Origin of the sequence: Lacticaseibacillus yichunensis (assembly GCF_003946405.1) — a bacterium.
Classification (GTDB): Bacteria; Bacillota; Bacilli; order Lactobacillales; family Lactobacillaceae; genus Lacticaseibacillus; species Lacticaseibacillus yichunensis.
Genome location: NZ_RHOG01000038.1, coordinates 1 through 24,635, shown reverse-complemented (window position 1 = coordinate 24,635; position 24,635 = coordinate 1). Strand labels below are relative to the sequence as shown.

Below are 24,635 nucleotides of genomic sequence, written 5' to 3'. Positions count from 1 at the left end.
CGATAAACCATGGATAAAACCTCCGAGTGAATTTCGTAAATGCACGGGAAATGTCTGAAAACCGGAATTTCGTATGCATTTATTATATGACAGTAATGACCTAAAATCACTAGTATCAAATGCTACACGTTTTTGAACAGCCACTAACTAGTCAGAAACATTTAGCTGATGAGCTGCCGAGTATTGAGATTGAAGTCTTTTTTAATTTCGAAACTAATCCTAAGTTTGCACCTTTCTTTGGTGAACAATTTTCTGAGTTCAATAGCAAAAAACCTACATCTTTTTTCGGAATCAAGTTTAATTTTGAATTTGACAAGGATTTTCTGGATGAATTCGAAAAGATTGATTTTTCCGATAAATCCCAAAGGGTAATCCCACTGGAATATTATCATTCTAGTTGGCGAACTTTTAGGGGTGATCCATATGTAAGCCGAATGAACCCGTTACGTTCGTTACTCATCGATAACTCAAGGTATATGTATGACCTCTATGGATCATATGCAAAACGGATTTTTAATTTGCAGGTAGAAAAGAATCAGCAGCGGCAGGCTTCGTATGCTTTTAAGCAGTCTATGATTAGTGCGCTTAATGATAACGAGGACAAGATTTCATTAAGTCGGGCACATCAACGATTTACCATTAATCAACGGAAGGCTCAGCTCGCGGAGTTGATTGATATTTCAGAGGACGACATTCCTCTCCAGAACATGGGTAAAGGTAAAGAAAGCTTGGTAAAGACTGAGCTGTCCCTTGATTCGAAGGCGTCACTAGTGATGATTGAAGAACCCGAGAATCATTTAAGTTATTCAAATACGAGGAAAATGATTGCTCAGATCAATAGTCAGTCCGACAATGCGCAACAAGTTATTGTGACCACTCACGAGTCAATGGTACTGAACAGATTAAACCTAGACCATGCAATTTGGATACATGATTCCAAAGGAGAGAGTTTGGAGTCTCTGAGTGATGCCGATGCCGAGTTCTTCAAGCGTAATGATGACTTTGACATTCTGAAGTTTATCTTGGCGGACAAGGTTATTTTGGTTGAAGGTGCTAGCGAGTACATCACTGTTCCAGCGATAACCAAGAAAGTGTTGGGAAAGGATTTGGACGAACTTGGTATAAGTGTGTTATCACTTCACGGAATCCACTATAAACATTTCTTTGACTTGGCTGAACGTTTGAACAAGCGTGTTCTAATTTTAACTGATAATGATGGCTCCAAGAACGAGCACATTGACGAACAGAATGCAGAAACGGCAGACAATATCTATATTCAGACGCCTAGTGATCCAGACATATTTACATTTGAAGTTGCGTTGGATCAGGTAAACCATAAACTTACTGAAAAATACCGAGCGGCTTATCATCCAAAATCGAAATCGACCAGTTACAAGAAAGTGTATACGAACTTGGATAAGTCTCTGGCATGCGCCCTTGCGAACAAGACAGAATTTGCAATCTATATTGCAGAGCAGTTTGAGAAAAACGATAGTGGCGTCCTTTCCCCAGCCTATATCGAGGAAGGGTTAAAATGGTTGCAGAGATTAAATTAGCTGTTGCTGGTTCCGGAAAAACGCGCTGGCTCGGCGATAACGTATTGCTAGAAAAACGAAATTTACTCATCACATTCACGAATCAAAATGTGAAGAATATCAAACACAGTATTCAACGACACCATGGAGAAATACCTGAGAATACATACGTCATGACATATACTCGATTTGTGTATTATTGGCTCCTCCGACCGTTTGAACCATCCATTAAAGTAGGGGACCATGTAGGCTCATTTCGAAGTAGTGGTATCGACATCACCACGCCTCCTGTGCATGATCGTGAGAATCCTGGCAATGGATATTACACTAAGGACAAGGTATTTCATTACCTGTCCCGTTGGTCCAACGGATTATTCTCTAATCGCCTCTCAGACTTATACTGTTGCCAGCCTGCTGTATACAAGAAGAAAGCTCGTGAGAGACTTGACAAATTCTTCGATGCAATTTATGTTGATGAGTTTCAGGATTTCACGGATGCAGATTATAAGCTATTGGTAGATCTTGCAAAAATTTCTGATACAGAAGTTCATTACGTCGGTGATTTTTATCAGAGCTTGGTTTCAAATTCCAACAAGCGAAGAGGAACACCGTATTCAAAAATTACTGAATTATCGGAAATTATTGATGAATTTAGAGAAAAAAAGTTTGAGGTGGATACACAAACATTGAGGCGAAGCTGGCGTTGCTCGGCTGAAGTATGCACTTTTGTAAATAGTAGGCTCGGGATTCCAATTGAATCTGCGGACGAACATGACGGAAGTATTGTATTGTTGTCGAATCAGCTCGAGATCATGCGAACACTCAATAACACCGAGATCACAAAATTAATGTGGAGTTCGGCGGTACCTGGTTATGATTTATTTCCATCAACTAACAAATGGGGGTATTCGAAAGGAGATACCTATCGGGATATCTGTGTAGTATTAACTGACTCGACTGATCACTTACTTGAAGATACCGAACTCAAATTGAAGCCGCAAACCCTTCATCGATTGTATGTCGCGTTGACAAGAGCTAAGCGCAATGTTTTTTTGGTAAAGCGTTCTGATTATCTTAAAGCTCTCAAGAATCAAGCTGTGAGTTGATGGGTGTGCCTGTTCAGAGTTTCTATATTATAACCAACTTATTCATTTCCAATCTCGGCTTCTCACTTGGGGATGCCGTTCTTTCGTAGAATCAAAGGGACACAAACGTGGCAATCGAATGGTTGAACCAAGGCTGATTGGCAATGCGACTCATGGTGGGTAGGGAACCTCTGACAAATCTGAATGTAAATTAGCAGAAAAGCCCGTTAATTCGGGCTTTTTGACGACAGTCTAGAAGATTTGTCAGAAGTCCATGAGCTGGAGACAGCCTGGTAGATTCTGTCGCTATTGAGCAATACTTGGCAAAGAAACGCGATTTTTGCCCACGAATTTGCCCACGTTTTCTCCGAAAATTGATTGGATAGGGAGTCGGTACATTCAGATAGTCACCCGGGCATATGCACAGGGTCTTGCTGAACAATATGTTTAGCAGGTCCAGCCGTTACGCCGCTAGTATGTCGAGAGCTGACGATTTCAGAGTGCTATAATTGTAGAGAAAATATCGCGGCGGATAGCTAAAGGAGACTCCCCATATGATGGCACCTAAGTTGAATCCGGCCGGCTCCAAGGAAGACTATGAGCCGACTGACGTTTCGGAGAACATGATCCGCGAACAGATGCCAGAGATTCTAGATATCTTGTTGCTTGATCGCACGATGTCCACACCCAAGCACCCGAAGAATATTATCTGGGCTAACGATAGCTACTTACAATATGGGGTGCGACCCTATGCCGCTAAGGCTCAGATTTTGCCTGGTCTAGTGACTGGGACAATGAGCCAAATCATCAAGCCTCGTGCCCTCAAGTCGCAAGAACTGAAAAAGGAACGGACGAAATCGAAAGCAGAAGTCTTTACCCCCACATGGGTGGTCAAGAAACAAAACGATGCCGTTGACCAAAATTTTACCAACGACGATCTGGAAACGTACACGCAGCGAACGTGGCTTGAAATCACTTGTGGTGAAGCACCCTACATGGCAACACGTTACGACATGGAAACTGGTAGTAGTGTCGCGATTGCAAACCGCGTGGGCTTTGTTGATCGAAAACTGCGGCGAATCAGTGCTGGGGTCGACGATGCAGCTGAATGGCAGCGACTTGTCGAACTAGCTTATCAATCTAGCTATGGTTTCGAATGGAGCGGGGACTCGTTGCTGCTCGCCCGGGAGAACCTTCTGTACACGTATCGCGATTATTTTGTCGCCAAGTGGCATAAGGAACCCAGCCAAGGGTTGTTCAAGCAGATTGCCGAGATCATCAGTTACAACATCTTCCAGATGGATGGCTTGAAATACATCATTCCACTAAGCGAAACAAAAGAAAAAGTCGTTCATGAGGAAATCTCTTTGTTCGACGAAGACGACGATGCAGAGGCCATCACCTGGATCACCAAACCCGGTAAACGGGTCAAGGTGATGAACTGGTCCAAGAATAAGATGGAATTTTTTGATAAGGAGCTTGCGTAGGTATGGTAGAAACGGCGAAAATCAAAACCACCAAAGTGATCTATCCTCAGATTTATGCGTACACATTGCCAAAGGTCGAAGACGACCAGGGTTGGATCAAGATTGGCTACACCGAGCGTCAGGATGTCGACGTCCGTATCAAAGAGCAAACCAAGACGGCCGCCATTAACCTGGAATTTGATAAGCTGTGGTCCGCACCAGCGAAGTTTAGCCGAGGCGACGAGTGGTTTACTGATACCCAGCTTCATGCCTACTTGCGTAAGTATAAGAATAAGGAGCAACGCAAGGGGACTGAATGGTTCTATTTTGATGGTCATCCAGAGGAAGCCTACGTTGACTACGAGGCCTTCCGTGATGGCGACCGTCAGCAATCTAACGAGGCGCTTTCGTATACACTCCGGCCAGAGCAAGAAGCTGCGGTCAGTCAAACGTTGGATTATGCCAAGGGTCATCCAAATGGTGAGTTTCTTTGGAATGCCAAACCTCGTTTTGGTAAAACGCTGGCAACTTACGATCTTGCTCGGCGGCTCGATGCAGAGAAAGTGCTTGTTGTTACCAACCGACCAGCCATTGCCAACTCTTGGTTCGAAGATTACCAGAAGTTCATCGCTTGGCAAACGGATTTTGCTTTCGTTTCAACCACCGACTCGCTCAGTGATAAGCCCTCCATGTCGCGGGATGAGTTTCAGGCTCAACTCGACGGCGGCAAAGACCGCATGATTGCTTTCATCTCGCTCCAGGATCTAAAAGGGGCAATTCCTTTCGGTGGCGCAATCAACAAATTAAAATGGGTCAAAGACCTGGATTGGGATTTGCTGGTCATAGACGAGGCCCATGAAGGCGCAGATACATTTAAGGCTGATGTGGCATTTGACAAAATTAAACGGGCATTCACTTTGAACCTGTCTGGTACCCCGTTTAAGGCGATGGCATCCGGCAAGTTCTCTGATGACCAGATTTATAACTGGACCTACGCTGATGAACAAGAGGCGAAAGCAAACTGGCCCGTTAGCAGTGAAGAAAACAACCCTTATGAGAAGTTGCCCAAGCTGAACCTGTTCTCGTATCAGATGGGCTCAATGATTACTGATGAGGTCAAGACGGGGGCGAAGATTGATGAGGACTCGGTCGACTACGCTTTTGACCTGAACGAGTTCTTCCTCACAAATGATTCGGGTAAATTCGTTCATGAAGCGGATGTTCTGAAATGGCTATCAACCCTCACTCATAACGAGAAGTATCCATTCTCAACCCCAGAATTACGGGCTGAACTAAAGCACACTTTCTGGTTACTGAATCGCGTCGATAGCGCGAAAGCCCTCAAACGCCTGTTGGATCATGATCCGGTGTTTGAAAACTATCACGTTGAACTTGCTGCGGGTGATGGTAAGACGGACGACGATCAGATTATCAATGAAAAGGCACTTGACCGGGTGCGACAGGCCATTAAGGACAACGATAAGACAATCACGCTCTCTGTCGGCCAGTTGACGACCGGTGTGACGATTCCCGAATGGACGGGTGTGTTGATGCTGTCCAACATGAAGTCACCAAGTCTCTACATGCAGGCCGCGTTCCGATCTCAGAACCCGTGGACGTATTCGGAAAATGGTGAACCTAAGCAAAAAGAGAACGCGTACGTGTTCGATTTCGCACCGGAACGGACGTTGACGCTCTATGACGACTTTGCCAATAATTTATCCAGTCAGACGACTAACGGGGGTGGGACGACTGAAAATCGCAAGGACCATATCAAGCGGCTCCTGAACTTTTTCCCAGTGATTGCTGAGGATAGCGAAGGCAAGATGGTCGAACTGGATGCCGGGCAAGTGCTGACGATTCCAAAGACCATCAAGGCACAGGAGGTCGTGAAGCGCGGGTTCATGTCCAATTTGTTGTTCCAAAATATTGGCGGCATCTTTGCGTCAACTGAAGCCCGCGAAATTCTCAATCAGCTGAACCCAGTCGACGAAGGCAAGTCTACCCCGCGGCAGACAAGTGATCCAATTGATACGAACGACGTTAAAGTCGATCAGAATGGTTCAGCCGTTGTCCCCGAGGAGACGGTTTCCATTGTCACTAACGCGCACTTCGGCGAAAAGATTTATGAAGACATTCAAAATACTGCCGATGACGTCGTGCAAAGTTCAGATTCATCCCTTTCTGAGGCGATTGCTAAGAGTTTTACTGACAACACGCTCGATGCGGTCAAGGACATCGCAAAGGAGAATGGTGTTACTGCCAAGACCGCTGAAAAGGTTGTAAAGCACAGCGCAGACGTGATTGCGCGTACAGTCGAAGTGCTGACGACTAACTCCGGTATCGAGGCCAACGAAGCAAAAGCGGACTACGACAAAGGCATCGCAGAAGCCGAGCATGATTCAGCCAAAGAGGCCGAGATTAAGGCTGCATTTGATGCGCGACAGAAGGAAATCCAGGATAATCTGCAACAGCAGATTTCCGAACAAGTCACGGCAGCTGTCCATGAGCAGACTCAGAAAGCTGCGGAAAACGTATTGCAGCAGGCGGAAGAGAAAAAGAAGAATACTGTCGAAGATGATGTTCGGGCAAGACTTCGCGGCTTTGCTCGGACAATTCCGTCCTTCTTGATGGCTTATGGGACCACTGAGACGACGCTCGCCGATTTTGATACAACAATCAGCGATTCAGTGTTCAGAGAAGTCACCGGCATCACCCTTGACCAGTTCCGTACATTACGGGATCAGTATCATTTCTTTGATCAAGTTGTCTTCGATGAGTCTTGCCAGGAGTTCTTGAGGAAGCGAGCCGACTTGGCTGATTACTTTGATGAAAGTCATGACGAAGATATATTCGACTATATTCCGCCGCAGAAGACCAATCAGATTTTCACTCCCAAGAAAGTCGTCAAGATGATGATTGATAAGCTGGAAGAGGAGAACCCAGAAATCTTTAGTAATCCGGATAAGACCTTTGCGGACTTGTATGTTAAGTCTGGATTGTACTTGACTGAAATCGTCAAGCGACTGTATGTCGGACTTGCTGATCAGATTCCGGATGAACATGAAAGGTTAAAGCATATTCTTGAACACCAGGTATATGGCTTCGCGCCCAGTGAGATCATTTACCACATTGCCCGCAACTTTGTTTTTGGCTTCGATGATGGTGTTAAGGACATTGACGACTCGCATATCGTATTTCTTGATACAACGCCATATGCGCGCGGTGAGGGCGACTTTGAAGTCAAATGTGATGAATTGTTCGGAAAGGGGGATTTGAAATGAAATTTGATGTAGTGGTGGGGAACCCGCCATATCAAGAGAGCCGACAGGACACACTGGACTACGCAATCTACAACTATTTCTATGATCTTGCTGAAAAGGTAGGTTCAAAATACTGTCTCATCACACCTGCTCGTTTTCTGTTCAATGCGGGTAGCACGAATAAAAAGTGGAATCGGAAGATGCTCAATGACCAGCATATCAAGGTAGAGTACTTTGAACAGGATTCGGCTAAAGTTTTTGCGAACACCGATATCAAAGGTGGGGTAGCTGTGGTGTATAGAGACGATGATAGTGAATTTGGACCAATTGGAATTTTCACTAGCCATCGGGAACTTAACTCAATTGTTAACAAAGTTGATTCCTTGACCCAAGTAAGTCTGAGTACAATTATTACTGGCCAGGGACTATACCTTTTTACAGATAAAATGCATGAAGACCATCCTGAAGTTGCCTCCATTCTACCAAAATCTCACCAATTCGATATTAGTACCGGAGTTTTCGGAACGCTGGATAAAATTGTGTTTTTTGCAGATAAGCCAGCAGATGGTGAAGAGTATATCGTTATGCTGGGTCGTTTCCACAACACCCGTGTTTATCGGTGGATTCGGAAGGATTACGTGAATCAACCAAAGGGGTTTGACAAATGGAGGGTGTTGTTGCCGAACGCGAACGGCTCTGGACAACTGGGCGAAGTAATTTCTAATCCGATTGTTGAAAAACCCTTCGTTGGCTTCACCCAGACATTCTTGTCTGTCGGTCATTTTGATGAAGAAGCCGAAGCTAAGAATGCTCTCAGGTATATTAAGACCAAATTTGCCCGTATACTTTTAGGAGTGCTGAAAATTACACAGCACAACCCTGCACCAAAATGGAAGTATGTCCCATTGCAGGACTTTACCTCCGATTCTGACATTGATTGGGCCCTACCCATCCCTGAAATTGACCAGCAACTTTACGAGAAATACGGACTTGACAAGAGTGAGATTGACTTTATTGAGTCAAAGGCGAAACGAATGGAATAGCTCATTTTACACAAATAGTACCTTCATTAAAAAAATCTTGAGGGTATTCTTCATGTTCTCCTCCTGCTGGGTGGGCTTTTCGTGATGGTATTTCGTCTTGATGGGGTCGTGATTGAGAGCTAAAGTTCTCCGGTGAAGAAAATTGATATTGGTTCCCCTTTTCGATGATATTCTATAGCGGGGAAAGTGGAATCGTCTCAGGAATGGAGAAGTAGAGAGATGAGTTTTTCAGATTTAGATGATTTCAGAATTCGCGCCGATGTCTTTAGGGTGGGTGCAGTCGAAGAAAAGTTTCGCGATATGACCGTAAAGTTTAATCGCAAGGAATATGGGGAGGCTGTGGCGATGGCAAAGACTCTCATCGAGTCTACATGTGCCTATGTGTATCACGCTGTCACGTCGACAGAAATTGCTGAAGAAAAGGGGAGGCAGGACCGGAATACTGGCATCTATACAATCGGAATGTTTCAAGAGGTTCAGGAAACACTAAATCTATTTGAGCCCCAACTTCCAAATCTGCCGCAAACCACAGAGGTTGCAAAAAATATTTGCGAGTTGGTTCAAAGTATTGCAAACTTGAGAAATTCCTCAGCTGCCGCCCATGGTGCGCGTCTTAGAAGTGTTCCACCATCAAATGCGGAAGCCCTATTGGCTATGGAAGTTGCTGAAGATTTGTCCGGTGTGCTTTTGACGCTCTTGCATAGCTTTCGGTATCCTGATGATTCAAATGTCATTGGATCGTTTATCAGTGTGGAGTCAGATATGGTTCCGTTCCCAGACAAAGATGAACCTGATCGATATGTGCAAGATGACCAACAGGTTCGTGTCACATATGAAGTTATTCAGTCTGTGATTCAATCAATAGACATCGAGTTTAAGACTATTCCTCTGAATCCGAACGTCGATAATGAGTTCGTGTTCGACACGATTAAAGACTACCTACCTCGAGACGCCAAGTTTACAGAGAAAGAGGCGGCGCTTATCTTTAAATTTTATTCTAATGTTCACGATAAAAATTATCGTGCTTTGCTTTCACAACTCGGGAAAGGTTCTGAAATTATCATTAGTGCGTTGGAGCAGCAGGAACCGATCTAGGAAGAATATTACTTGTTGCGGAAATTCTCAATTGTTTGAATTTTTTCGTATAGCTGTTTTATGTCCTCCACTGGCAAGTCACGGTAACGAGATTGCCTAATGACTCGACGTCCGTTTTTATCCGTCTCCGGATTTCCATCTTCATCAACAGGCGTGTACGGCTGGAAGAAGGCGAAGATTTCCTTTAACTGGTCGGCTAGTTGGTCTATCTGCCTAGGGGAGAAGTCTAGCATTTGCCTTCTTAGACGGATGAGGCGTTCGATTTTCTCTTGATATTCATCTATACGATCCAGAATTGCTGCCGTTTCATGAAGTTGTTTTTCCTCAGGTGAACCTAGTAGGTCGACCGGTGCAACATTGAAGAACCGGGCAATTCGATCCAAGGTTTCAAAACTAGTGCCACGTTTTCCATTCTCAATCTTTGAGATGGAGTCGACCGTTACTTCGATGGCGTCTGCCAAGTCAACCTGACTAAGGTGATGTTCTTTTCGCAATTGCTTCACGTTTGGCCCGATGTTTTCAATCATTCAATTCACCTCCAAGCCCATCATATGATGGACTTTTTTTGTAGGCAAGTTTTCAGTCCAGGTTCGGCGGGAAAAGTCTGACAAAATCAATGGCTATCCGCCTATAGCGGCTGCTGTTATGCTGTTTACACAGGGCAAGAGTCGATTTCACAAGTGGTGTAAGGGTGCTCGAACCTGCGCCGCCACGCGCGGCATGCAGCGCGAAAGCCGCAAGCGTGAGCGGCGGCGGTCGGCGTAGCCGGCCGCCTAGACCCCCATGTACTAACAGGGGGGTCGTAAATGACACCTATCTACCTGATTTCCCGGTAGAAACGTTGATACAGCACAGAAATTGCCAACTGGACAATTCAAGCTGATGTCCGGTGGCAACAAGATTAGGAGGTAGACAATTTGGGTTACTGGAGTGATTCAGTACGGAGGCGCCGTAAGGAATTGAACCTGACACAGGTACAGCTGTGTCACCGGCTCGGCATTACACAACGGCACCTAAGCCGTATCGAAAACGGCGAGGCGTGCAGCAGCGGCCTACAGATGTACATTGATAAAACGCTCAATAATTGGACCGATGAGCCGGAACTACAACTGCTGATTGACTATGTACGGATTCGGTTTCCAACACAGGACATCGACAAAATAGTCGGTGATCTCTTACGTTTGCAAACAGATTGCATTCTGTCAGAAGATCGCGCGGCGTTCGGTTATCAATTCACCCGTTCGCTGGGTCAGATTAAGGTCTACGGCTCTGATCCGGGCCACCAGGAGTTAGGCACGCTACTAGAACTACGCGGGCAAGGCTGCCGCCAAATGGAAAGTATTCTGCTAGGGCGCGGCGAAACTTGGTATGACTTTCTTGACCGGTGTCTGGACATGAAAGGCGTGATGAAACGACTGGATTTAGCCGTCAACGATATGGTCGATATGCTGGATATTCCAAACCTGATTCAAAAGATTCAGGCCAACGAGTGCATCACCGTCATGCGTGAGTACCAAGGCACGGTATCCGGCCACATCTATCATGAAGACGATGAGGAATTTGATGATGAGACTGGCACGACATTATATATTGGTTCAACCAAAAGCGAGCTTTACTTTTGCCTCTACGAGAAAGGCGCCGAACAGCATAAGAAAGGCTTAACCACCAACATCTATAACCGCTTTGAAATTCGCTTGAAGAACACCCGGGCGGAAAAGGCTGTTGATGATTTGCTTTGTTACCGCAATGAAGAACGCACGATATTTGGCATTATCAAACGGTACCTGCGCTTTGTCGATGCTCAAAAAGGTAAGCCGCGGTTGGATTGGCCGCTCAACAAGAATTGGCAACGATTCATCGGTCATGATCGCCAGCCGCTGCGCTTGACCACTGCCCCAGAACCGCTCGATCTCAACCGAACGCGTGCATGGATCGATAAGCAAGTTGCGCCAATGGAGAGGGTACTCCACGAGATTGACGCGTACTGGGGTAATCAGAAAACGATGCAGTCGATTCGGGAGGCAGTCTTAACAGACAAGCACCGCCAAATGATTGAACAGTATACAGTCGAGGCAGATCGACTTGAGAACGGATTGTTTGAAGAAATGACACCTGAAAGTGAGCAATCAAAAAAGGATGACCACGCCGACCAAAGCAAGTAGTCACCCTTCACAGATAAGATATGGGTCCTATCTGATTTGATTATCTCACACAAACTCTATTCGTAGAAGGAGTGAGATTGAAATGAAATATCCAAACGCTATGCAACTCCCGTATTTGCTGAACAGACAACAGGCCGCTGACTTTCTCGGTGTTGATCCAGTGACGTTTGACAAAGTCTTTCGGCGGCACCGCGACTTCCGGTGTTTCATGATCGGTAAGCAGGCTCGCTTTACCATCGAAGAATTGACCAGTTTCGTGCGTGAGCACCTGGTTGATTAAGTTGTAGTTGTCGTTCAGGCAAATTGGATGCTAAGCTGGACCTAAGTATTTACGGGGCCAGCTTAGTTTATTTAGGAGGTAAACGAGCATGGCTTCATTTATGAAACGTGGTAAAAGTATTTTGACGCAAGTCGCATTTACGAAGAAAGGAAAGACCTATCGACTGTCAAAGTCGTTTTCGAATAAGCAAGACGCGCAGATTTGGGCGCATACGCTGGAGATGAAGAAGGCTGGCGGCGTGGACTTAGTTGATCGCCAAACGCCGATGATGGATTACTACGACTACTGGCTTGAATTTGCCAAGAAAGGGGAGTTGAAAGAAACGTCTTACCTATCTTATCACCGGATTGGTAAGACGTTCCGCAAGCTATTTGAGGAGGTAAGGTTGTGCGATGTGACCGATACTTACTTGCAGACAATGCTCGATGAGTACGGGAAGACCCACGCGCAGAAGACGGTGGGTGATATGATTCGACCGCTACGTTCCATGCTCAAATATGCGTTTGCGCACGGGTTGTTGGTCAACGACATTTCCAGTCTGATCAAGGCACACGGGAAGGTGTCGGAGAAACGGAACGTGCCGCTATCAATCACCGACATGAAGACCTTGAAGAAATACTGCTTTGAACATGCAGCCGAGGACGAGTTCTGCGTCATGGTGTTGGTGGCGTTGCTGACCGGACTACGCCGGGGCGAGTGCCTGGGGTTACGGCCGGAAGCATTATATGACGAGCAAGGTGACTGTGGCATTCACGTTAACCAGCAGCGAAGTCCTTGGGTGAAGAACGATACTACCCTGAAGACCAAGAAGGCGTATCGAACGGTATCATTGCCTCGTAAGCTATACGACCTCCTCAAGCAGGTCAAACCAAAGGCCGATGGCTACATCTTTGAGACATACGGATTCCGGGTTGCGCTGCGATTGGAGCCGTTATTGAAAGAGGCAAAAGTCAGTCATACGACCTTCCATGGTTTGCGCGACACGTTCGCTTCATTTTTATTCAGCCAAGATATTGATCTGGCCTATGTTTCGGAGCATCTAGGGCACGCGAGCTTGAGTATCACACAAGACTATTACATCTCGTTAATGCCCGAAAAAAAACACGCCCAAAATGGGCGTGCAATGGACTTACTATCCGAGTTGTAAATTCTGCAACAATCTGCAACAGTAGAAGTCCAGTAAACGTTGCGGTAACAACGTTTGTAGTCTTGAATATTACAGCTTCTGGTTGTAGTATTCAACGACCAGCGCTTCGTCGATGTCTGGTTCGAGTTCGTCGCGTTGCGGCAGACGAACGAGGGAGCCTTCCTTCTTGTTGTCATCAAAGGTGACGTAAGCAGGACGGGAAACCGTACCTTCAAGAGAAGCATTGACGATGTCCAGGTTCTGGCTGCGTTCGCGCAGACCGATCACCTGACCAACGGCAACTTCGTAGGAAGGAATGTCAACGCGCTTGCCATCGACCGTGATGTGGCCGTGGGAAACCAGCTGACGCGCCTGCGGACGGGTGGAAGCCAAGCCGAGACGGTAAACGAGGTTGTCCAGGCGAGTCTCAAGCAGGACCATGAAGTTTTCACCATGGGTGCCTTCCTTGATCTTGCCGGCGCGGATGAACAAGTTCTGGAACTGACGCTCGTTCAAACCGTACATCCAACGAAGCTTTTGCTTTTCCTTCAGCTGCGTGCCGTATTCAGAGATCTTACGACGGCTGTTAGGACCGTGATCGCCAGGGGCGTACGGACGACGAGCAAGTTCTTTACCAGTGCCGGAAAGGGACAGCCCCAAACGACGGGACTGCTTCCAGCGAGGACCAGTGTAACGAGACATAAGGTATTTCCTCCAAAAATTTTATTGGAGTAAAATAATGAATTTGTGAACTCAACACACGGACAGTTGCGCTAAGCACTTCGCCATTGCAGCCGCGGTTACTGCGCTCTCCTCAACGGGTCGCACAACTGGAGCCGACCATGCCGTTCACTGCTGCATTATTTTACACGCGAACTAGTATACCGCGGCGAGCAGTGCGGCGTCAAGGTGCGCACTTAACACCGTTGCGGCTTCCTGCAAAATAGCCAGGTCATCCTCATCAAATCGGGCGAGTAGCGGGGAGTCGATGTCCAAAACGCCGACCGTTTCGCCGTCCACGGTCAAAGGCACGACGACTTCCGAGTTCGAAGCGGCATCGCAGGCGATGTGGCCGGCAAATTCATGGACATTGGCGACGACAAAGGCGCGCTTGTCCGCAAAGCTGGTGCCGACCACGCCACTGCCCGGGCGAATGTGGGTGCACGCGACGAGTCCTTGGAAGGGGCCGAGGTCCAGCGAGTCTGTCTTCCTATTATAAAGGTAAAAACCTGCCCAGTTGAGATCCGACATGGCCGCATTGATCACGGCACTGGCATTCGCCAAAATGGTGATCGGGTTGCTCTCATCGGCAGACAGGGCATCTACTTGGGCTGGCAATAAGCTATCGATGGTTGACATGGTTGCGCCTCCAAATATCGGACCGCGCGCCGTCTTTTCTTATAAAATAGCAGAAATAGGTTTTAAGTTAAGCCCTTTTTTGCGATACTATGAGATAAGGACTACGCGCGGTGCAAGTGAGTTCATTAGCTGAATTTTAAAGGACTTGCACTGAAAATGCAATGAAGCGGCGCGGGGGTCAGCGGAAGGTGTAATAAGTATGTTTTGGATGATCATAATTATTTTGCTGGTTGTCATCCTGGCGGGGGTCGGGATCTGGGCGTGGCAGACCCATCTGACGCATGAGATCAAGGAGCTGGACGCAACGGTGGCCGCGCTGGATACCGGCGAGTTGACCGGCATGATTCGCAGCATTGAGCAGTTGCGGCTGTCCGGTGAAAGTTTGAAGAGCTTCACCAAGTGGCAGCGCACGTATCAGCAGCTCACCGAAAAAAATCTGACGGACCTGCAGACACAGTTGCTTGATGTCGAACAGGCCAACCGGCAGTTTCGTTTTTCTGTCGTCAATAGCGGCATGAAGGCGATCGACCAGCTCACCCTCGACACCCGCAAGGCACTGGGTGAGGTGCGGACCGCGCTGAACCAGCTCAAAGCCAGCGAAGCCGAGAACCGGACGCGCATGCTCAAGTTGCGGGATGATTATCAAGAGGCCCGCAAGACCATCCTGGCGAAGAGTTTTTCCTTTGGCGAGGCCCTGAACACCTTGGAGCAGTCGCTTGAGACGATCGGCGAAGCGCTCAAGGAAGTCAGCGTGACCAACGATTCCGGTGATCACGAGGCCGCTAAGTCGCAGCTGGACGATGTGAGCAAGCAGGTCCACACCTTGCAGGATCAGGTCAAAACGCTGCCGCCACTGGTCAACGCCGTGGTCAATGAATTTCCGGCCCAGCTGACTGAGATCGAGACCGGCCACGAAACGCTCACCCAGCGGCACTTCGTTTTCACAGAAGACGTGCCTGGTGGGGTTCAGGTCATTCAAGCCAAATTGGCCAAGGCCCAAACACAGATCGCAGGATTGCAGCTGGATGCCCTGAAGGCCAATACCGATGATGTCGCCACTAGCATCGACGCGCTGTATGCGGTGATGGAAAAAGAATTGGTCGCACAAAAAGCGGTCATGAGCCAGCATAATTCGCTCGCCAAGTTTATCGCCCATGCGACGAAGCAAAATAACACGCTCATGCGCGAACTTAATCACCTGAATGAAAGCTACACGCTGAATCACAACGAGCTCCAGGACGCGGCGAGTCTGCAGAACCAGATCAACCGCCTGAACGAGGACTTCACCCGTGCCCAAGATGCGATCCAGCAAAACACTGCTGTTTACTCCGTGATCTTGGATCAGTTCACCGAGACCAAAAATGCCTTGCATGACATCGAAGCCAAGCAAGTCGCGATCAATACCAGTGTCGTCGGGCTTCGTGCCAGCGAACAAAAGGCCGACGACTCCGCGACCCAATTTGAAATGGATCTACGCGACATCAAATACGAGGTCTCACGGCATTCGCTTCCAGGATTGCCGAAGACCTACCTCGACTTTTTCCGAGTGGTTACGGGAGAAGTGGACGACCTCAATGATGATCTGAATCAGACCAAGATCGACATGGACGAGGTGGCGAAAAATCTGATCAAGATCGCCGAGGACATCGATCAGCTCAAAGATCAAAGCCGCGCGTTGGTCGATGCGGCGGGGATGACGGAGCAATTGCTGCAATACGCCAACCGCTATAAGACCAATCACGAAGAGGTGGCCAAGGCCGCCATTCAAAGTAAGACCCAGTATTCGCGCTACAATTATCAAGCAGCAGCCGACACCATTGCCAGCGCGCTTGAAAAGGTCGAGCCCGGTAGCTACAAAAAAGTCGAAAACGATTATCTGAACCAGCGGACTGATTCGTTGTTCTAAGGACGTCGGTGAGACAGATACGAAAAGGGTGCCGCCCGTGGCACCTTTTTTCGTGCCTAGAAAAAATGTACAATAGAGCGTGCTTTTGCTATACTTGCCACAACTTACTTAAAAGAAGGAACAACGATGATCTATTTTGACAATTCTGCGACGACCAAGGCGTTGCCGGCGGTGCTCGACACTTACCGCAAAGTCAGCGAGGATTTCTTCGGTAATCCCAGCAGTCTGCATGCCGTTGGGACCAAGGCCGATGAGATGCTGCACAGCGCACGCAAACAGATCGCCGGCTTGATTCAGGCTGAGCCGGAGGAGATCTTTTTCACCAGCGGCGGCACGGAAGGCGACAACTGGGTGCTCAAGGGCACTGCGATCGAGAAACGCCCCTTTGGCCGCCATTTGATCACCACCAGCGTCGAACATCCGGCTGTCATCAACACGATGAAGCAGCTGGAAAGTCTCGGCTTTGAGGTCACGTACCTGCCTGTCGATCACCGCGGCTTTATCGATCCCGAGGACTTGCGGGCGGCGATCCGGGAGGACACGATTCTGGTGTCGATCATGGGGGTAAACAACGAGATCGGCGCAAAGCAGCCGATCGAGGCCTGCGCTCGGGTCTTAGATGATTATCCGAATATTCATTTTCACGTCGATGCGGTTCAGGCGATCGGCAAGGGGCTCATGCCGGCGCTGCGGGATCCGCGCATCGATTTCATCACCTTTTCCGGGCACAAGTTCCATGCGCCGCGGGGAACCGGTTTTATCTATGCGAAAAAAACACGCCACATTGCCCCACTACTGACAGGGGGCGGGCAGGAAAGCAACCTGCGTTCCGGCACAGAAAATACCCCGGCGATCGCCGCGATGGCCAAGGCGCTGCGCCTGCTTTTGACCGACGAAGCCCAAAAAGTTGCCAAGCAGCGCGCCATCAAGCAACGTATTTTTGACCATGTGCGTGAGTTTGATAATGTTGTCATTTTCAGTCAAGAGACGCCGGATTTTGCGCCGCACATACTCTGTTTTGCCATCAAGGGCGTCCGCGGCGAGACCATCGTCCATGCTTTCGAACAGCACGAGATCTATATTTCCACCACCAGTGCTTGCAGCTCGAAGAAGGGCACCGAAAGTAGTACCCTTCAGGCGATGCACATCCAATCCAATATCGCCACCAGCGCGATTCGTGTTAGCCTGGACGAATACAACACGCTGGCCGAGGCCGATGCGTTCAATGCCGCGTTTGACCAGCTCTATGCGAAGTTTGCGCCATTGATGCCACAACCCGCCCACAACTGAAAGGAAGATTTGTTTGCAATATTCTGAGATCATGGTCCGCTACGGCGAGCTGTCCACCAAGGGGAAAAATCGCCAAGCGTTCATCGGCCGCCTGAATGGTAATGTGACCAAGGCACTGCACGAGTTTCCGGCGCTGACGATTCGCCCGAAACGCGACCGCCTGCACATTGAGCTGAACGGGGAGGATTCCGATGCCGTCATGGATCGGCTGTCCCGCGTGTTTGGCATTCAATCTTATTCGCCAAGTGTTGCCGTTGAAAAAGATATGGCGAAGGTCCACGAAGCGGCTTTGCAACTGATGAATGAAACCGCGCCCTTGGGCAGTAGCTATAAGGTCAACACCCGCCGTTCAGATCACACTTTTGAGCTGGACACCAACGCGATGAATCTGAACATGGGTGACTTTTTCGTCGAGGCCCGGCCAGATCTGGTTGTGAAGATGAAGGATCCGGATCTGATCTTGCGCGTTGAGGTGCGCAAAGAGGCAATCTACCTGTCGACCCGCAAAATTCTCGGCGCCGGCGGGTTACCTGTTGGCACGGCGGGAAAGGCGGTGTTGATGTTGTCAGGCGGCATCGACTCGCCTGTCGCTGGGTATTACGCCCTGAAGCGCGGCGTTGATCTGGAAATGGTCCACTTTTTCTCGCCGCCATACACCAGCGATAGCGCGTTGAACAAGGCCAAGCAACTGACCGCCAAGCTCGCACCATATGCCGGCAATATCCGCTTCATGCAGGTCCCATTTACCGAGATTCAAGAGACCATCAAGGCAAACGTGCCGGAAGGGTATCTGATGACGGTGCAGCGCCGGTTGATGTTGCGCCTGGCAGAGACTTTGGCGAAAAAGGTTGGGGCACTGGCAATTTTCAACGGCGAATCGGTCGGCCAAGTCGCCAGCCAGACGCTAGAGAGTATGGTGGCCATCAATGATGTCACTACATTCCCGATCATCCGGCCAGTTGCCACGATGGACAAAAACGAGATCATCAAAGTGGCCCAGGATCTCGACACGTATGACTTGTCGATCATGCCGTTTGAGGATTGCTGCACGATTTTTGCCCCGCCGGCACCGAAGACGAAGCCAAATCTGGATCGCGCGCGCTACTTTGAAAGTAAGCTCGACATCGATGGGCTGATGCAGCGAGCGCTTGATGGCGTTAAAACGACCGTCATCAAAGGCTCTGATCAGTTCATGGATCAGCAACAAGACATTATTTCGGAATTGCTGTAGACCTATCAAACTCGCGTCACCAAATCACGGTGAAGCGAGTTTTTTGCATTTTGCAGGGGCCGCAAAACGGGTTCAATGTAATCGCTAACACTTAATGCTTGCGCCATTTCCGTCGTGGTGATACGCTACTATGTGAATGGATTAACAAACATTTTTGGGACGGAGGTGGCGTCGATGCTGAACACGAGAGCGCGGGTGTCAAAGGCGACGGTGCGGCGTATTCCACTTTACTATCGCGCGGTCCAGCAATTGCAGCAGCAAGGGGTCAAGCGCATTCGCTCAGAGCGGTTGAGCGAGATCATTCATATCCCATCGGCAACGATTCGTCGCGACTTTTCCAGTTTTGGGGAACTTGGAAAAAGTGGGTATGGGTACAGTGTGGATACCCTGGTCGACGAATTTGGCAAACTGCTAGAGGTGCAGGATGCTGAAAATATTTTGCTGGTTGGCTGCGGGGGATTAGGCGCGGCGCTGATCGAAAACAATTTTCGCCGTAATCCGGATCTGAATATCACGATGGCATTTGATATTGATTCAGCGAAGATCGGGACCGAGATCGGTGGGGTGCCGGTGTATGATTTTCGCGAGCTTGCGATGCGGGTCACGCCAGATATCAAAACGGCGATCATCGCAGTGCCGTCAAGCGCGCAGCCGCAGGTGATTCCGGCGCTGGAGGGCATCGGCATCGACGCGATCTTGACGTTTGCGCCGCAGCCGGTGGTCTGCCTGCCGACGACGACGATTCGCTACATCGATCTGACGTCTGAACTGCAAAGTTTACTGTTCACCGCGCATCATCAGCAGCTCGCAGAATAAGGGCTGCCATGGCGCGGCGGGCAAAAAAGTGATAAACTAAGCGACAAGTGAAAGTGTCTGGGTGCGCATCCGTGTTAGCGCCGGCTGTAACGAAAAATTACAGGCGGGCTGGCGGATGCGTTTTTGTATTGTGCAGGTCGCCGTGAAAAGAGGATTCTAGTTTGACTGAACGATTATCACGCCGGACCCAATTGGCGATCTTGGCGACAGCTTTACTTTCTTTTCTTGGTATTTTGATTGAGACCTCGATGAACGTCACGTTTCCGACTTTGATGGCTGATCTGCATGTGTCGTTGACGACGGTGCAGTGGGTGACCACCGGCTATCTGCTACTGGTCACCATTGTCATGGGGGCCAGCGCGTACCTGCTCAAACGCTTTGATGGCCGGCAGATCTTCCGCGCGGCCTTTCTATTCAGCCTGGCTGGCGCGATCATGTGTGCGACGGCGCCAGATTTTGCCCTGCTGATGACAGGGCGGCTATTGCAGGCGCTGGCTACCGGGCTGTCGACTCCGCTGTTGTTCGAAATAATTTTCACGCGTGTCCCAAAGCGGCAACTCGGAACCTATACGGGCTTGGCGGAGATGATGATCTCTCTTGCGCCGGCGCTTGGCCCCACATATGGCGGGTTGTTCACCAACACGCTGAGTTGGCGCTGGATCTTTTGGATGATCGTGCCGCTTCTCATTTTGGTCGGGGTGCTGGGCGAGACGACGATTCGGACCAAAGCGAGTCACACTGCCGGCAAGTTTGATGTGCTGGGGCTCTCCCTGCTCTCACTCTTTTTCGCCGTCTTGGTCTGGGCGTTCAACGCAGCGGGGCAGACCGGGTTTACCAGCAGGCCATTTTGGCTGTGGCTGGCAGTGGCACTTGTGTTGCTCGGCGCCCAGGTGATTCATAGTCGCCGTGGCGGCACGCAGCTCCTTGACTGGCATATTTTGCGCGACCGAGTGCTGAGTTTGCGTCTGGTCACGTATTTTCTCCTGCAATTTATCAATATTGGCGCCTCGTTTCTGATTCCCTTATTCATTGAAGACGTCCTTGGGGAAAATGCGTTGGTGGCTGGCCTGATTCTGTTTCCGGGCGCCATGATCGGGGCGGTGGTTGCCCCATTTGCCGGGCGTCTTTACGACCAGCATGGCCTGCGCCGCATCATTTTGGTCAGCGGGAGTTTGGTCCTGATCGGCGCCGCGTTGTTTGCGCTTCTGACGAATCGCTTGACGCTTGCCCTGATCACCTTGTTGTTCATCGTGCTGCGGATCGGATTCAATAGCGGCTTTGGCAACACGATGTCCGAGGCAAGTCAGTTAGTGCCAGTGGCCAACAAGGCAGATCAAAACTCGCTGTTCAACATGATGCAACAATACTCTGGCTCACTGTCGACCGGCATGCTGGCGGCAGTCATCGCCGCGGTGGGGACTGGGCGTTCCGTGCGTGCGGCCACACGCTTGGGCAGCGGCTTGGGCTTTGCGCTACTGGCTGGCCTGGCCCTTATTGCGCTGCTGGCAGCTTTGGCGGCAAACCATCTTTCGCACAAGGAAACTTCTTCGACCCGTTGACGCGCCGCAGTTGCCCACCTATAATGACGGTAACGCGATGAACAAGAGGGCGATCGAGTTTTTTTTCAGCGACAAGGCGGCTGGTGCGAGCCTTGAGAAAACCGATCGTTGTAGCTTGCGAGCAGCCGCTTTGAACGCAGTAGAAGCGGCCGGGACCACCCGTTAGAAGGCTCAAGTGGAAGGTGCCAAATTTGGCAGCTTCAAGTTAGGTGGTACCGCGAGCACGCTCGTCCTATTTTTAGGACGGGCTTTTTTGTTTGTCAGACACATGCAGGAGGAAAAATATGAGTAAAGAAGAACTTGCGCCGAAATTCGACCCTCAGGAAGTCGAAGCAGGCCGCTATCAAAAGTGGCTCGACCAAGGCGTTTTCAAACCAAGCGGCGATAAAAAGGCGAAACCTTATTCCATCGTCATTCCGCCGCCGAACGTGACCGGCAAGCTCCACATGGGGCACGCCTGGGACACGACGCTGCAGGACATGATCATTCGCCAAAAGCGGATGCAGGGCTATGACACGCTGTATCTGCCGGGGATGGATCACGCCGGCATCGCGACGCAGGCGAAGGTCGAAGCCAAGCTCCGCGAACAGGGCATCAGCCGCTATGATCTTGGCCGCGAGAAATTCATCCAGCAAGTTTGGGATTGGAAGGACGAATACGCGGCGATCATTCATGCGCAATGGGCAAAAATGGGGCTCTCGCTGGATTATTCCCGCGAGCGTTTCACGTTGGATGACGGCCTCTCCAAGGCGGTACGGAAAGTCTTTGTCGATCTTTACAACAAAGGCCTGATCTACCGCGGTGAGTACATCGTCAACTGGGATCCGCAGGCGCGCACGGCACTTTCCGACATCGAAGTCATTCATCAAGATGACAAGGGCGCATTTTACCATTTGATCTACAAATACGCAGACGGCACCCCAGGCGGCATCGAGATCGCAACGACTCGCCCGGAGACCATGTTTGGTGACACCGCCGTTGCCGTTAACGCCCATGATGCCCGGTATCAAGATGTGATCGGCAAAGAGGTCATTGTGCCAGGCGTTGGCCGCAAGATTCCAATCATCGCCGATGAGCACGCGGATCCAGAGTTCGGAACTGGTGCCGTTAAGATCACGCCAGCCCATGACCCCAACGATTTTCAAGTTGGCCTGCGCCATGACCTGCCGCGCATCAACTGCATGAACGACGACGGGACGATGAATGAAAATGCTGGCAAATATGATGGCATGGATCGTTTTGACTGCCGCAAAGCCCTGGTCAAGGACTTGCAGACCAGCGGTGATCTGATCAAGATCGATCCGATCGTCCATTCCGTTGGGCATTCCGAGCGGACAGGGGTTCAAGTCGAAGCACGGCTGTCCACCCAATGGTTCGTCAAGATGAAGCCACTTGCGGAAGCCTCGATCAAAAATCAGCAGGGCGACAATAAAGTGACATTCGTGCCGGATCGCTTCGAGCACACCTTCCTCAACTGGATGGAGAACATTCACGACTGGGTCATCTCACGTCAGCTGTGGTGGGGCCACCGCATTCCTGCCTGGTACAACAAGCAAAGCGGCGAGCTGTATGTCGGCATGGAAGCCCCTGAAGACGCGGAAAATTGGGAGCAGGATCATGACGTCCTCGACACCTGGTTCTCCAGCGCGCTGTGGCCATTTTCGACCATGGGCTGGCCGGATACCGACGCGCCGGATTTCAAACGCTACTATCCGACAAACACGCTGGTCACCGGCTACGACATCATCCCGTTTTGGGTCGCCCGCATGATCTTCCAAGGCCTCGAGTTCACCGGCGAGCGCCCGTTCCAGTACACCTTGATCCACGGCCTGATGCGCGATGAGCAAGGCCGGAAGATGAGCAAGTCACTCGGCAACGGAATCGATCCGATGGACATCATCGAAAAATATGGGGCCGATGCGCTGCGCTGGTTCCTGACTCAAGGCAACAAGCCGGGCCAGGATACGCGGTTCTCGTATACGCAAATGGATGCGGCCTGGAATTTCATCAACAAGATCTGGAACATGAGCCGTTTTGTCTTGATGAATCTCGAAGACACCACCGCCGACCAGCAGCCAGATCCAGCCACATTCGATCTGTCTGATCAGTGGCTCTTCGCCCGCCTGAATGACACTATCGCGCAGGTCACGGATCTCTTTGATAAATTCGAATTTGGCGAAGCCGACCGGGCGCTGTACAACTTTATCTGGAATGAATTGGCCGATTGGTACATCGAAATGGCAAAGGCGGTCTTGACCGGCGATGATGAACAGGCCAAAGCGGCCAAACGCGTCAACCTGCGCTATGTGCTGGATCAGACGCTACGTCTACTTCAGCCGATCATGCCGTTTGTCACCGAGAAGATCTGGTTGACGATGCCGCACGTTGGTGAATCCTTGGTCACGGCGAGCTATCCGGTTGTACATCCTGAATTTGAAAATGCCGAAGCGGTGACCCAGATGTCGGCGATCATCGAGCTCATTCGTGCCGTTCGTGGCATTCGCGCCGATGTAAATGCGCCACTGTCCAGCCCAATCGACATCATGGTTAAGCTGCAGGATGAAAGCCTGGCGCCGATCTTCGAGCAAAACCGCGACTTCATCGATCGGTTTGTTCACAGCAAGACGATGACCTTTGGTGCCTCCATCGACACCCCGGCACTGGCCGCCAGTGCTGTGATCTTGGGTGCAACGGTCTATGTCCCGTTGGCGGAATTGATCGACCTGGACGAGGAGATCGCCAAGCTCGAAAAAGACGTGAAGAAGTTCCAGCAAGAGATCGAGCGTGTTGAAAAGAAGCTCGGCAACCAAGGCTTTTTGGCCAAGGCCCCGGCCGCGGTCATCGACGAGCAAAAGGCCAAGCAAGCGGACTACGAAGCTCAATTGCAAGCGACCCAAGCCCGAATCGAAGAACTCCAAGCAGCGAAGTAACGCTGTTTGCTGATACAAGGAAGTGGGACAAAACTTTTGTTTTGTCCCACTTCCTTTTTTAAGTCTGTTAATGTGCACAATAATCGGGCGGATTTTTTGTGCATGTTTAGATTTTTTGTCGATTCTCACTTTTTTGAAAAAAGGTCAGAATCGAAAAAAAAGATTCTGGCCCCTATGTACAACAAACACACCGGTCGAGGTGTCGTTTTCAGCATTGCCAGTGTGTTTGCGTGATTATTAGATTAGGATACTGCGGGCGCCTTGCTTGTGGGGCTTGGCGCGATCAGATTTCAACAGCGACAGTGTGATCAAAAGTCGATGCTTACTGCCGGACAACGACGCGACTGAAGAACCGTCACGCTGGTAAAACTGGTAATACGGGTAGAACGATGGAACTGTGGAACTGACCCAGTCCCCTAATTTATGACACCACTGACTCGGATGCCCTTCATAGCAGCCACTCTAGGTTTGCGTACGGTATCCCCCGCA

At 49.8% G+C, this 24,635-nt stretch carries 18 protein-coding genes and 1 other annotated feature; of the genes, 15 read left to right on the top strand and 3 right to left on the bottom strand.

The window, feature by feature from the left end; all coding sequences use genetic code 11:
- The first annotated feature begins 119 nt into the window (after positions 1-119).
- The 6 genes from EKM95_RS10150 (at position 120) to EKM95_RS10125 (ending at position 9,487) form a co-directional block, all read left to right on the top strand.
- Positions 120-1,556, top strand: coding sequence for an ATP-dependent nuclease (locus EKM95_RS10150; RefSeq protein ID WP_125698099.1), 1,437 nt, complete (start codon positions 120-122; stop codon positions 1,554-1,556).
- On the top strand, positions 1,535-2,641 hold the full coding sequence (locus EKM95_RS10145; protein WP_125698096.1) for an AAA family ATPase: 1,107 nt from the start codon (positions 1,535-1,537) through the stop codon (positions 2,639-2,641). Before EKM95_RS10150 ends, EKM95_RS10145 begins: the two co-directional genes overlap by 22 nt.
- 533 nt (positions 2,642-3,174) lie before the next feature.
- Positions 3,175-4,107 carry a restriction endonuclease gene (locus EKM95_RS10140; protein ID WP_225423281.1) on the top strand — a complete coding sequence of 311 codons (933 nt, stop codon included), beginning with the start codon at positions 3,175-3,177 and terminating at the stop codon, positions 4,105-4,107.
- 2 nt (positions 4,108-4,109) lie between these two features.
- On the top strand, positions 4,110-7,370 hold the full coding sequence (locus tag EKM95_RS10135; RefSeq protein ID WP_125698094.1) for a DEAD/DEAH box helicase family protein: 3,261 nt from the start codon (positions 4,110-4,112) through the stop codon (positions 7,368-7,370).
- Entirely contained in the window at positions 7,367-8,392 is a 1,026-nt protein-coding gene (locus EKM95_RS10130) for an Eco57I restriction-modification methylase domain-containing protein (RefSeq protein ID WP_125698092.1), read from the top strand. Before EKM95_RS10135 ends, EKM95_RS10130 begins: the two co-directional genes overlap by 4 nt.
- Before the next feature lie 219 nt (positions 8,393-8,611).
- Positions 8,612-9,487, top strand: a complete 876-nt coding sequence (locus EKM95_RS10125) for an abortive infection family protein (protein ID WP_125698090.1) — start codon at positions 8,612-8,614, stop codon at positions 9,485-9,487.
- 8 nt (positions 9,488-9,495) lie between these two features.
- On the opposite strand, the gene EKM95_RS10120 is transcribed toward EKM95_RS10125, so the two are convergent.
- Positions 9,496-10,014 (bottom strand): helix-turn-helix domain-containing protein, encoded by a 519-nt coding sequence (locus EKM95_RS10120; protein ID WP_125698088.1) that lies wholly within the window; start codon positions 10,012-10,014, stop codon positions 9,496-9,498.
- A gap of 390 nt (positions 10,015-10,404) precedes the next feature.
- Between EKM95_RS10120 and EKM95_RS10115 the strand changes: the two genes are divergently transcribed.
- From EKM95_RS10115 to EKM95_RS10105, 3 genes are all read left to right on the top strand, one after another.
- Entirely contained in the window at positions 10,405-11,649 is a 1,245-nt protein-coding gene (locus EKM95_RS10115; RefSeq protein WP_125698086.1) for a replication initiation factor domain-containing protein, read from the top strand.
- Positions 11,650-11,731: 82 nt separating this feature from the next.
- Entirely contained in the window at positions 11,732-11,929 is a 198-nt protein-coding gene (locus EKM95_RS10110; protein ID WP_225423280.1) for a DNA-binding protein, read from the top strand.
- Positions 11,930-12,017: 88 nt separating this feature from the next.
- Complete coding sequence (locus tag EKM95_RS10105) at positions 12,018-13,076, top strand: tyrosine-type recombinase/integrase (protein ID WP_125698085.1); 1,059 nt, start codon at positions 12,018-12,020, stop codon at positions 13,074-13,076.
- A 69-nt stretch (positions 13,077-13,145) separates the two neighbouring features.
- Here the strand turns inward: EKM95_RS10105 and rpsD are convergent, their stop codons facing one another.
- Positions 13,146-13,757, bottom strand: a complete 612-nt coding sequence (gene rpsD, locus EKM95_RS10100) for a 30S ribosomal protein S4 (RefSeq protein ID WP_125698083.1) — start codon at positions 13,755-13,757, stop codon at positions 13,146-13,148.
- A gap of 174 nt (positions 13,758-13,931) precedes the next feature.
- Complete coding sequence (locus tag EKM95_RS10095) at positions 13,932-14,414, bottom strand: GAF domain-containing protein (RefSeq protein ID WP_125698081.1); 483 nt, start codon at positions 14,412-14,414, stop codon at positions 13,932-13,934.
- Positions 14,415-14,613: 199 nt separating this feature from the next.
- On the opposite strand from EKM95_RS10095, the gene ezrA reads away from it, so the two are divergent.
- The 6 genes from ezrA to EKM95_RS10065 all read left to right on the top strand — a co-directional run bounded on the left by ezrA (position 14,614) and on the right by EKM95_RS10065 (position 24,146).
- Positions 14,614-16,320: a septation ring formation regulator EzrA gene (gene ezrA / locus EKM95_RS10090; RefSeq protein WP_125698079.1), complete on the top strand. Its 1,707-nt coding sequence runs from the start codon at positions 14,614-14,616 to the stop codon at positions 16,318-16,320.
- A gap of 126 nt (positions 16,321-16,446) precedes the next feature.
- Complete coding sequence (locus EKM95_RS10085; RefSeq protein WP_125698077.1) at positions 16,447-17,610, top strand: cysteine desulfurase family protein; 1,164 nt, start codon at positions 16,447-16,449, stop codon at positions 17,608-17,610.
- Positions 17,611-17,623: 13 nt separating this feature from the next.
- Positions 17,624-18,841: a tRNA uracil 4-sulfurtransferase ThiI gene (gene thiI / locus EKM95_RS10080; RefSeq protein WP_125698075.1), complete on the top strand. Its 1,218-nt coding sequence runs from the start codon at positions 17,624-17,626 to the stop codon at positions 18,839-18,841.
- 174 nt (positions 18,842-19,015) lie between these two features.
- The gene (locus EKM95_RS10075) at positions 19,016-19,657 is read left to right on the top strand and encodes a redox-sensing transcriptional repressor Rex (RefSeq protein ID WP_125698073.1); all 642 of its coding nucleotides are present in this window, start codon (positions 19,016-19,018) and stop codon (positions 19,655-19,657) included.
- 161 nt (positions 19,658-19,818) lie between these two features.
- Positions 19,819-21,216, top strand: coding sequence for an MFS transporter (locus EKM95_RS10070; protein WP_164510174.1), 1,398 nt, complete (start codon positions 19,819-19,821; stop codon positions 21,214-21,216).
- Positions 21,217-21,244: 28 nt separating this feature from the next.
- Positions 21,245-21,454, top strand: a binding site (T-box leader).
- A 46-nt stretch (positions 21,455-21,500) separates the two neighbouring features.
- Positions 21,501-24,146: a valine--tRNA ligase gene (locus EKM95_RS10065; protein WP_125698071.1), complete on the top strand. Its 2,646-nt coding sequence runs from the start codon at positions 21,501-21,503 to the stop codon at positions 24,144-24,146.
- Positions 24,147-24,635: the final 489 nt, after the last annotated feature.

What these genes read in the sequence shown, in the direction of transcription:
- EKM95_RS10150 (WP_125698099.1), top strand. Translation starts at nt 120, where the DNA reads ATGCTACACGTTTTTGAACAGCCACTAACTAGTCAGAAACATTTAGCT.
- EKM95_RS10145 (WP_125698096.1), top strand. Translation starts at nt 1,535, where the DNA reads ATGGTTGCAGAGATTAAATTAGCTGTTGCTGGTTCCGGAAAAACGCGC.
- EKM95_RS10140 (WP_225423281.1), top strand. Translation starts at nt 3,175, where the DNA reads ATGATGGCACCTAAGTTGAATCCGGCCGGCTCCAAGGAAGACTATGAG.
- EKM95_RS10135 (WP_125698094.1), top strand. Translation starts at nt 4,110, where the DNA reads ATGGTAGAAACGGCGAAAATCAAAACCACCAAAGTGATCTATCCTCAG.
- EKM95_RS10130 (WP_125698092.1), top strand. Translation starts at nt 7,367, where the DNA reads ATGAAATTTGATGTAGTGGTGGGGAACCCGCCATATCAAGAGAGCCGA.
- EKM95_RS10125 (WP_125698090.1), top strand. Translation starts at nt 8,612, where the DNA reads ATGAGTTTTTCAGATTTAGATGATTTCAGAATTCGCGCCGATGTCTTT.
- EKM95_RS10120 (WP_125698088.1), bottom strand. Translation starts at nt 10,014, where the DNA reads ATGATTGAAAACATCGGGCCAAACGTGAAGCAATTGCGAAAAGAACAT.
- EKM95_RS10110 (WP_225423280.1), top strand. Translation starts at nt 11,732, where the DNA reads ATGAAATATCCAAACGCTATGCAACTCCCGTATTTGCTGAACAGACAA.
- EKM95_RS10105 (WP_125698085.1), top strand. Translation starts at nt 12,018, where the DNA reads ATGGCTTCATTTATGAAACGTGGTAAAAGTATTTTGACGCAAGTCGCA.
- rpsD (WP_125698083.1), bottom strand. Translation starts at nt 13,757, where the DNA reads ATGTCTCGTTACACTGGTCCTCGCTGGAAGCAGTCCCGTCGTTTGGGG.
- EKM95_RS10095 (WP_125698081.1), bottom strand. Translation starts at nt 14,414, where the DNA reads ATGTCAACCATCGATAGCTTATTGCCAGCCCAAGTAGATGCCCTGTCT.
- ezrA (WP_125698079.1), top strand. Translation starts at nt 14,614, where the DNA reads ATGTTTTGGATGATCATAATTATTTTGCTGGTTGTCATCCTGGCGGGG.
- EKM95_RS10085 (WP_125698077.1), top strand. Translation starts at nt 16,447, where the DNA reads ATGATCTATTTTGACAATTCTGCGACGACCAAGGCGTTGCCGGCGGTG.
- EKM95_RS10075 (WP_125698073.1), top strand. Translation starts at nt 19,016, where the DNA reads ATGCTGAACACGAGAGCGCGGGTGTCAAAGGCGACGGTGCGGCGTATT.
- EKM95_RS10065 (WP_125698071.1), top strand. Translation starts at nt 21,501, where the DNA reads ATGAGTAAAGAAGAACTTGCGCCGAAATTCGACCCTCAGGAAGTCGAA.